The following is a 9,713-nucleotide window of genomic DNA, read 5'->3' as shown; positions in this document are numbered from 1 at the left end:
GCGCCGGTAGGCGGCCATCAGGTCGGGCACGGCCACCATGGAGATCTCGTCGACCGCCTCCAGGCCCCCGAAGCCGGTGCGGTCGGCGGAGTCGCCGAGGTACTCGCGGGGGCCGGGGTGCGTCTCGCCCGCGCTGGTCGCGGCGGGCGCCGGGACGGGGGCGGCGGGGGCCGCCAGCGCCACGGTCTGGTTGTCGGGGCGTACGAGCTGCGCGGCGGGCGCCGCCTCCTGGAGGGAGATGAGCTTGGAGCGCTCCTTGACCTGGGTGACGACGTAGTTCCGGCCGCCCTTCTTGGCCGTCACGTCGAAGGTCTCCACCGCCTTGTCGCCGTCCTTGACGACCAGCCGGAACCGCTCCGCCGGGCCCTCGCCCTCCGGGTCGGTGACCTCGACGCTGAGCGAGCCGCCCGCGATGGCGGCCACGGTGAAGGTGCCCAGCCGCTGCGGCTCGCCCGCCGGGAGGGCCGCCGGGGCGGCGGAACCGGTGACGGCGGCCGGGGTGCTGCTCCCGGCCGCCCCACCGTCCGTGCCGCCGACACGGACGACATACGCGGCGCTGCCGCCGTTGTTGAAGAACCCGTACACCGAGTGCGCCAGGTAGTACCCGTCGGTGAACTCACCGAAGGCGGCGACGTACTGGGACCAGTTGGTCACCAGGGTCGGCTCGTTCAGCGGGCCGGTCGGGGCCAGGCCGACGAAGGCCGCCACCGAGGTGCCCACTCCCTCGATGGGGCGCGAGCCGCTGGCCACCTCCTCGACGTAGACGCCGGGCGACAGGTAGGACGGCATGCTCTGCGCTCCTCGGGGTACGAGACAGTTCGTCTGTCACCCTCACGCGCGAAGCGCGTCCCCCGAAACGTCCTCCGGTGCCTGTCCGGGGGCATTCCCGTTGCCCGCAGGGGCATCCCGCCGTGCCTGGGTGACCGCCCGCCCACCCGCTCTGCCCGCGAGGCTGCCCTCGCGGCTCTCCCGCGGCCGGACGCCCTCCGGTAGCCCTGGGAAGCACGTACGTCCGGTACGTACCCAGGCCGTCGAGGGAGCCCCGTGCGCGCGCAGGACAAGGAGACCGACCAGACCCGGGGGCGGGCCGGCGCGGGCCGCACCCCCGCGCCGGGCCCCGCCGCCGGACTCCTCGCGCTGCAACGGGCGGCCGGCAACGCGGCCGTGGCCCGGGCGGTCGAGGAGCAGCGGCACGAGCACGACGCCCAGTGCGGGCACGGCCCGTCGGTGCAGCGTTCGACGGTGCACGAGGTCCTGCGCTCACCGGGGCAGCGGATGGACGAGCCGCTGCTGCACGAGATGCAGGGCCGGTTCGGCGGCCAGGACTTCAGCGACGTACGCCTCCACACCGACGCGGCGGCCCTGGACTCCGCCGCGCAGATCGAGGCGCAGGCGTACACCTCGTACCCGCACGTGGTGTGGGACGGCGGCGACAAGGAGGTCCTCGCCGAGGAGTTGCACCACATCGGCCAGCAGAAGCGCGGGCCCGTGCCCGGCACCGACAACGGCGACGGCCTGATGATCTCCGACCCCGGCGACTGGGCCGAGGTCGAGGCGCGGCAGGCCGCGCGGGAGGCGATGAGCGGACCGGCGCCCGTGCAGCGGTCCGCGGCCGAGGCCGCCCCCGCGCGGCGGGACGGCGGGGACGCGGGCCGGCCGGCCGTGCAGCGGTCGCCGGCCGCCGGCTCCTCGTCCAGGACCAGCGGGGGCCGGGTCACCAAGGCCAAGGGGCGGGCCGGCGCGAAGGGCGCGGCCACCAGCCCGTCCGAGGCGGTCAAGCAGGCGCTGATCGCCCTCGGCTGGGAGGCCCACGGCGCGAACCAGAGCCTGACCCTGCACAAGGTGGACCGCTCCCAGGCCACCGACGAGCAGAAGGCGGCCGCCGCGGGCACCAGCAAGAAGGGGCAGATGTACATCCCCTCGGAGCAGGGCGTGGCACCCCGCAGCTATGCCGGTGAACGCACCAAGCAGGTGCTGCGCTGGATCTCCACCGTCGTCAACCGGGCCATGCTGCAGAAGAACGAACGGCCCGAGGAGGTGCAGGCGGGCATGGAGGTGACCGAGGCCCCGGACGTGGAGGCCGCGTTCAAGCTGTTCGTCTCCACCAACCGCGTCAAGGTCAACAACGTGCTGCGCGAGGGCGCGGGCACGAAGGCCGCCAAGGAGTACATCGTCGAGCTCCTGGAGACGGCCGTGGGGCAGACCGACCGCGAGACCCGGCACATGAAGAAACTGAGGAGCCTGCTCGCCAAGGAGGCGGAGTCCACGCCCCCGGAGTTCTGGGACGTCCTCCAGGCGCTCACCGGGCCGATGACCGTCCCGGTGCCCACCAAGGACGGGAAGCACGCCGAGCGCACCATCATCGGCGCCGCCGCGCCGGGCAGCATCTCGGACGAGCACATCGCCGGCGTGAAACGCCCCTGCGTCAGCTGCTTCATCGAGCTGTACGCGGGCTCGACGATCCGGCCCGGACCGGCATGGGTGAGCGGCGCCGCCAACACCGACATCGCGGACTTCAGCGTCGAGAAGGCGGCCCAGCTCGCGAAGCGGATCGACGACACCGTGAGCGGCACGTTCGCCACGCTCCTGCTGCGGTGCGAGGAGCACGACGGGGAGACGACGCAGGTGCCCGTCGGGGCGACCTGGGACTACAACACCGACTCCGACTCACCGGCCAGCTCCAGCGACCGCGAGCCGGACCCCGCCGACCGCATGGACACCAGCGCCTGACCCGCCGGATCAGCCACTTCTCCGCCTCTCCGCCTCTTCATTTCTTCAGGGAACAGCCGTATGCGAGCACACCAGGAGCACGACCCCGGCCGGCAGCCGCGGACGCACTCGCCCCGGGCCCCGCTCACCGCGGCGCGGGCCCCGTCGGTGCTGGCCTTCCAGCAGGCGGCGGGCAACGCGGCCACCGTGAGGGCGCTGCGGCAGGGGACGGCCGGCCCGGTGGTGCAGCGGGCGGGGAAGGACGGATCGCCGACCAGGCCGTCCTCCCAGGGCTCCGACCGGTCGTCGGGCTCCGGGAAGTCGATGACCCCGGCGGACGCCCGCAAGATCCGGTTCATCCAGGACAAGCAGCAGCTGTGGAGCCGGATCAACGGCATCCGCGCCCTCGCCGAGATGGACTCCTTCAAGCAGGGCGTCACCGCCTTCCTCGCCAACATCGAGCGGGACCTGGAGAAGGCCGACACCGACGAGACGACCCCGATAGACCACGCGGCCATCGGCGCCGTCATCGCCGGGTTCCAGCACCGGACGGTGCAGGGCAACAAGGTCCAGTACTCCTGGTACAAGCAGAACCAGACCAAGGAGGGCTTCTTCGACATCCTGGACCGGCACGCCGACGCGTCGGCGCAGCGCGGCCAGCTCTGGTCGAAGATGGGCTCGGCGCAGGCCACCGAGGACGTCAGCGTGGGCCGCGGCACGGTCCTGGAGGCGTCCATCCAGGGCCGCATCTTCGACGGTCTGCTCTTCGGTCTGCCGAGCTGGAGCGCGTCACCGGCCCTGGGCGAACTGTGGCGGCTCCTCTCGCAGACGTACGTGGAGGGCCTCAAGGGCTGGGTCACCGCCCATGTCCTCGACGGCACCACCCAGAAGAGCGTGCTCACCACGATCGAGTGGCCCCGGCTCAAGGGGCAGATCGCGGCCCACCAGGTCGACGGTCTCGACATCATCGTGTACCGCGCGGTGCCCGGTCCGGGCGGCTCCGACCATGTCCTCGTCCCCGTCGACTCCTTCCCGGTGCGCACCCAGGACGAGTTCGACGCCGTGCCCAAGGCTCCCGTCGACGGCACCGACGAGTCGGCCCGCGAGGAGTGGGAGCGGACGCAGCGCCAGGTCGACCTGGAACAGCGGAAGGCGCTGGTCCGGGTCTACTCGCGGGACGACGAGATCGAGCGGATGAACCACTACGTCACGGAGGTGCTCGGCAGGAAGCACGGACCGGGGCTCGTCTTCCGCACGTCCACGACCCCCCGGAACACTCCCGCGGGCACGTTCGCGCCTTCCCCGACCGGGTCCGGCCCCGGCTCTCCGTGACCTATGACGACCAAAGGGGCACCGCCCGGCGCCCGTTGGGGAACGAACCGTGCCCAGGAGCCACCTGACCGGCGGGATCCCCATGGCTAGCGTCCAGGTGGTGAGCCTGTGGACTTCCCTCGAACCCCGTCCGCGACTGTGGACCCGGGTGCCACGACACACCGATGACCAGGAGTGGCTGATCCTCCGCTCCTCGAAGGGCTGAACGTTGAACCTGTGGACCTCCCTGGAACCCCCGTCGGCCACGGTGGATCCGGGCGCCAGCACGACCGTGCGGCTGAAGTTGCGCAACACCGGCGATGTCGTCGACGAGTACCGTTTCGAGCCGGTGGGTGACATCGCGCCGTGGGTGACGGTGGAGCCGCAGTCGCTCCGTCTGTATCCGGGGACGACCGGGACGGTGGAGCTGTCCTTCGCCCCGCCGCGGACCTCGGACGCGACGGCCGGGCCGAACCCGTACGCGGTGCGGATCACGCCGACCGAGCATCCGGACGCGACGACGGTTCCCGAGGGGAACCTCACCATCACCCCGTTCACGGAAGTCCGCGCGGAGTTGGTGCCGCCGACCGTGAAGGGCCGCCTGAGGGGCCGCCCGAAGCTGGCGGTGGACAACCTGGGCAACACCAAGGTCACCGCGTCCGTCAGTGGCAGCGACACGGGTGATCAGCTGTCGTACGACATCCACCCGAGCAACGTGCAGATCGAGCCCGGCCGTGCCGCGTTCGTGAAGGCCACGCTGAAGCCGCGCCAGATCATCTGGTTCGGGTCGAAGGAGGAACGGCCCTACACCTTCGCGGTGAAGCGGTCGGGGGCCGTGCCGCTGGACGTCGAAGGCACCTACGTCCAGCGGGGCTTCCTGCCGGGCTGGCTGGCGACCTTCCTCGGTCTCCTCCTCGCGCTGGCGATCACCTTCGTCATGCTGTGGATCACCCACAAGCCGCAGGTCCGCAGCACCGCCACCGAGAAGCTCGACAAGGCCGCCGTCAGCACCGTGCCACCCAGCCCGCAGGCACCCCCCTCGCCCGCGCCGCCGCCCACCTCCAGCGCTCCCGCCGCGCCCCCGCAGACCGCCGAGCCGGAGAACGAGGGCGGTGGCAGCGGCGGCAGCGGCGGAGGCTCGGGCGGCGGGTCCGAGGAGAAGAAGAAGGCCCCGAAGCCGACCGCGGCCACCGCGGTCCGCAAGCTCGCCGCGACCGATCCGGGCGGCAAGCACATCTGCTACCGGGCCTTCGTGGCGGGCAAGGGCTGGACGGCACCGGAGTGCGACGGCGACATGGCCGGCACGGTGGGCCAGAACCGGCCGCTCACAGCCCTGAACATCGCGGTGTTCGGTGTGGGCGGCACCGCGAGCGCCGCCTTCGTCCACAACCCGCAGTCCACCGACGGCCAGGGCCACTACGTCGAACCGTGGTCCGGAGCGCCCGACGGCAGCGACAACTACGTCGGCGACAGCAAGAAGGACGCCCCCGCCCTGCTGGGCTTCACCCTCAACGTCGACGACGGCGGCGGTACGGTCTGCCAGGCCGTCCACCAGCGCAACGAGGGCTGGGCCGGCATGGCCTGCGACAAGCCGAACGAGGGAGACCGCTGGACCTTCGGCGGCACCCTCCGCAACGACATCTGGGTGGAGGCCGTCCGCTTCACCGTGTGAGATACCGCCGGCCGGGCTGCGCCCCGGTGACCCCGCCCGCCCCCGGCCGGGCGGGGGGCGGGGCCGGGCCCCCTGCACGGCAGCCCGGCCGAACGGCGGCTACCAGCCGCCCTCGCCCGGCACCAGCCGGCCGGCCTTGCGGTACTCGCGCTCCGCGCCCTCCCGCAGGTCGGCCGACGTGACCCGGTCGCCGCGCCCCGCCGCCGCGTAGGCGGCGGTGACCACCGCGCTGCGGATGGAACCGCCGGCCAGCTCGAAGTCACGGGCCACCCCGCCCGGGTCGGTGTCGACGGCGCACGGAACCGACGCGAGGCTGTGCCGCCACAGGGCCAGCCGCTGACCGGCGTCCGGGAACGGGAAGTCCACCACCATGTCCAGCCGCCGGGTGAACGCCTCGTCGATGTTGGCCCGCAGGTTGGTGGTGAGCAGCGCGATACCGTCGAACGCCTCCAGCCGCTGCAACAGATAGGCGCTCTCCATGTTGGCGTACTTGTCATGGGAGTCCTTGACCTCGGAGCGCTTGCCGAACACGGCGTCCGCCTCGTCGAAGAGCAGCACGGCGTCGGTGCGGTCGGCCTCCGTGAAGATCCGTTCGAGGTTCTTCTCCGTCTCGCCCACGAACTTGTCGACGACCGAGGACAGCTGGACGACATAGAGGTCCAGGCCGAGATCAGCGGCGACGACCTCCGCCGACAGCGTCTTGCCGGTGCCGGACTCACCCGCGAAGAGCCCCAGCACGCCGTGGCCCCGGCCGCCGCCCGCGCTCAGCCGCCAGTCCCCGAGCACCCGGTCGCGATGCCGGGCCCGCAGCGCGAACTCCCGCAGCTGGGCGAGGGGCTTGTCCGGCAGGACGAGGTCGCCCCAGCCGACGTCGGGGCGGATCCGGCGGGCGTGCCGTTCCAGACCGGACGCCGACTGCTGCCGGGCCGCGCGCCGCAGATGAGCGGCGGTCACCTGCGTACCGTCGAACGCGGCGAGGTCCAGGGCCGCACGGGCCGCCCGCTCGATCCGGTCCCCGCCGAGCCGGTAGGGGGCCACGGTCGCGGCCAGGTCGAACCCCGGCCCCTCCGCACCCGCGCCGAGCGCGGCCGACCAGGCGTCCGCGGCGGCCGCGTACGGGCGGGGCGCGTCGAGGACCAGCGGGTCGACGTCGGCCCACTGCGGGTCGTACGGCCGGGGATCGACGCACACCACGGGTGGGTGGTGGCGCTGGGCCTCGCGCGCGCCGGCCGGGACCAGCGCGCGCAGCAGCGGGCCCGGACGCTCGGGCAGGGGCGACACGACGATCGCGCGTCCGCTCAGCCGGGCCTCGCGCAGCAGCCGGGGGAGGAGGCCGGACCAGGGATCGCCGTCCTGGGCGGACTCCGGCGGAGGGGTGAGATGCAGGGCCTCCAGGCCCGCCGCGCGCAGGGCGGCCGCCGCGCACAGCAGCCCGTCCCCCTCACGGTGCTCCCGCAGATGGACGGCGAGCGGACCGGCGGCCAGCCGGGCGGCCAGCTTGGCGGTGAACGCGCCACCGGGCACGAGCGACTCCGCGGGCGGCGTCAACGGCCGGACATGAGCGGCGAGCGCGGCGTCCGGCGTGTCGTCGCCGAGCAGATGCGCGACGAGCCGGTCGGGCACGGCCAACGCCCGGCTGAGGAATGGGCGTTCGGGGTCCTCGACGGTCAGCAGGCCGAGCGCGCCGAGCGGCGCCGACGGGTGGAACCGGGCCCGCCCCGCGGCGCGGTGCACCGGCACCCCGCACAGATCGAGGGCGAGCCCCACGCTCGCCCGGCGCCGGCTGACGTCGTCGTTCAGATACCCGTACAGCTGCTCGAAGGACCGGTCCACGTCCGGGGCGAGGGCGATGAGCAGGACGGCGGTGTCCAGGTCGGTGAGCCCGAGCCGCCCGGCCAGCCGCGCGAACCGGTCCTCCGGCCCGTCGTACACCGCTCTGGGCCCCTGCGGATCCGGCGGCACCGGGACCAGCAGATGCCGTACGGCCTCCTCGGAGAGGTAGAGCCCGCGCAGCGGATCGGCGGCGGTCGGGTCGACGGCGGCACGCCGGTCCACCAGTCGCGACACCCGCTCACGGAGCCGGCCCAGCCGCACCAGGAGGGGATCGTCGGTGACGCCCTGCCGGGGCGCGGCGGGGAGCGTCGCTCCGTCGGGTTCCACGGGGGCGTGCGTGCTCACTCGGCCCGCTCCACCGGGGCCACGGGGCCGCTGCCCGTCGCGGGGGCCGGCGCCAGGTGCCGCGGCCGGTGCCGTCGCTCGGGCGAGTCGGACGCCGTACCGTCCATGGTGCGGACGCGGACCGCCGCGCCCTCCGTGACCGGGGGACCGGCGTCGTACTCGGGGAAGGCCGGGAAGGGCGCCGTGACCACGAGGTCGAGGGACGGCTTCAGCTCACCGCCCAGCGCGGACCAGATCTCCGCGAGGGAACGGGACTCGGTGTGCAGCCCCGCCACCGTGAGCGGCACCGACAGCCCCAGCGCGCCCAGCGCGCCCGGCAGTTCGTCCGGCGGCAGCAACTCGCGCGGCAGCAGCGTCGCCAGCACCGCGGAGAGCAGCCGGTGTTCGTCCTGCGGCTGCTTCGTCCAGGCCGTGACCAGGTACGACAGCCGGAACCAGCGGGGCGGCTGACGGCGCCGCACCACGATGTCACGCTCGTCGCGGACGGGCATGTGGCCCCGCTGCCGCCGGGAGACGTCCTCGCGGATGTCGTACAGATACGTGTTGATGGTGGGCGCGTTGCGCCGGGCCGCCCAGTCGCGTGTCGGTGCCTCGAAGGAGACGTCGATACCGGAACCGGCCAGGGCGCCGCCCCCGATCAGCCCCTTGAGGACCTCGTCCACCTCGTGGATCACCGTCGTGCTCCCGTGCCGTCCGCCCCGTCGTCTGTCCGTCCGCCGATCGTGCCCCGAGCGGTGCCCGTCCCCGCAGGCACGCCGGGGACGACCCGAGGGCAGAGCACGCTGCCCGGCGGGTCCGATGCGACTGCCTGTTCGATCAGAGGTAGCCTTCCCGGAGGGCATACGCCACGGCATGCGCCCGGTTGCGCAGATGCAGTCGGGTGGTCAGACCATGCATCACGTTCTTGACGGTGCGTTCGGAGTAGGAGAGCTTGCTCGCGATCTCACCGGTGTCCAACCCCTCGGCGACGAGCCGCAGCACGTCGATCTCCCGCGGCACGAGGCCCGACACGGGTGCGCCCGGCCGGCCGGTCACGGAACGCTGCAACGAGCCGACCTGGTTGATCAGCCGCCCCAGCAGATCGGCGGGCAGATCGCCGTCACCGCGCGAGGCCGCGAGCACCGCCTGCGACAGCCGGTGCGCGGTCGCCTCGTGGCGCCACACCACCGCCCCGACCCCGCACTCGATGACGTCGAGCAGTTCCGTCTCACGGATCGCGCTCACCACCAGCACCGCCCGCGCGCCGTCGCTGCGCACCGTCTTGCGGAGCGCTGACAGCAGGGTCTCGTCCGGTGTCTCACCGATCAGGACGGCCACGGTGCCGGGCCTCGGCTCACCGCCCTCGACCAGGTCGATCACCGGGTGCCCGCCCAACTGGCTGAGCACCCCCGCCCGGGAGAGCGGGTCCGGAGTGTGGACCACGACCGGGATCCGGCGCCGCGCCACGGTCGTGGCCGTCTCCGCCGTCCGTAATGAGCTGGGCAACCGATTCTCCTGTGTACGCGTGGGGGGAGGCTCCGCCGACCGGACCGCCGGGAGGACGGCCGAGCCGGCTGGCGGCCGGACCGCCGACCGCACGACCGATCGGACCACCGACCGGAAGACCGATCGGACCACCGGCCGGGCGACCGATCGGACCACCGGCCGGGCCGCGGACCGGGCCGGCCGGCGGAGCCGGATGCACCGCAGGGGCCCAGGTGACCGATGGGCTCGAACCACACTTCTGTGCGCCGACCGCCGTGCGCAATCGTGGAGCACCACGAGATCGACCACGAGATCGGCCACGACACCTCCACGGCGGCCCCCTTCACCGCCGTCCCCCGCACCGCTGACCCCTTCACAG

Annotated in this window: 6 protein-coding genes and 1 pseudogene; 3 read left to right on the top strand and 4 right to left on the bottom strand. The window is 73.4% G+C overall.

Features of this window, described 5'->3' with window-relative positions; genetic code table 11:
- A pseudogene (locus AOK23_RS37705) lies at window positions 1–789 on the bottom strand (phage tail sheath family protein); the annotation flags it as partial.
- A gap of 255 nt (window positions 790–1,044) precedes the next feature.
- On the opposite strand from AOK23_RS37705, the gene AOK23_RS50840 reads away from it, so the two are divergent.
- The 3 genes from AOK23_RS50840 (at window position 1,045) to AOK23_RS37690 (ending at window position 5,692) form a co-directional block, all read left to right on the top strand.
- Window positions 1,045–2,730 (top strand): eCIS core domain-containing protein, encoded by a 1,686-nt coding sequence (locus tag AOK23_RS50840; protein ID WP_055716981.1) that lies wholly within the window; start codon window positions 1,045–1,047, stop codon window positions 2,728–2,730.
- A 60-nt stretch (window positions 2,731–2,790) separates the two neighbouring features.
- Window positions 2,791–4,041: a hypothetical protein gene (locus AOK23_RS37695; protein WP_055716980.1), complete on the top strand. Its 1,251-nt coding sequence runs from the start codon at window positions 2,791–2,793 to the stop codon at window positions 4,039–4,041.
- A gap of 208 nt (window positions 4,042–4,249) precedes the next feature.
- Window positions 4,250–5,692 carry a hydrolase gene (locus AOK23_RS37690; protein WP_055716979.1) on the top strand — a complete coding sequence of 481 codons (1,443 nt, stop codon included), beginning with the start codon at window positions 4,250–4,252 and terminating at the stop codon, window positions 5,690–5,692.
- A gap of 99 nt (window positions 5,693–5,791) precedes the next feature.
- Here AOK23_RS37690 and AOK23_RS37685 read toward each other — a convergent pair whose 3' ends face one another.
- From AOK23_RS37685 to AOK23_RS37675, 3 genes are all read right to left on the bottom strand, one after another.
- Window positions 5,792–7,870 carry an ATP-binding protein gene (locus AOK23_RS37685; RefSeq protein ID WP_079049930.1) on the bottom strand — a complete coding sequence of 693 codons (2,079 nt, stop codon included), beginning with the start codon at window positions 7,868–7,870 and terminating at the stop codon, window positions 5,792–5,794.
- Complete coding sequence (locus AOK23_RS37680; protein WP_055716978.1) at window positions 7,867–8,544, bottom strand: Pvc16 family protein; 678 nt, start codon at window positions 8,542–8,544, stop codon at window positions 7,867–7,869. Before AOK23_RS37680 ends, AOK23_RS37685 begins: the two co-directional genes overlap by 4 nt.
- 142 nt (window positions 8,545–8,686) lie before the next feature.
- Window positions 8,687–9,355 carry a helix-turn-helix transcriptional regulator gene (locus AOK23_RS37675; RefSeq protein ID WP_055716977.1) on the bottom strand — a complete coding sequence of 223 codons (669 nt, stop codon included), beginning with the start codon at window positions 9,353–9,355 and terminating at the stop codon, window positions 8,687–8,689.
- Window positions 9,356–9,713 lie beyond the last annotated feature (358 nt).

The organism is Streptomyces torulosus (genome assembly GCF_001419765.1).
GTDB classification, from domain to species: Bacteria; Actinomycetota; Actinomycetes; order Streptomycetales; family Streptomycetaceae; genus Streptomyces; species Streptomyces torulosus.
This window is presented reverse-complemented; position numbering and strand designations above follow the sequence as displayed.

Bases quoted from the DNA above. Each gene is read 5' to 3' on its own strand.
- AOK23_RS37695 (WP_055716980.1), top strand. From the start codon at position 2,791: ATGCGAGCACACCAGGAGCACGACCCCGGCCGGCAGCCGCGGACGCAC.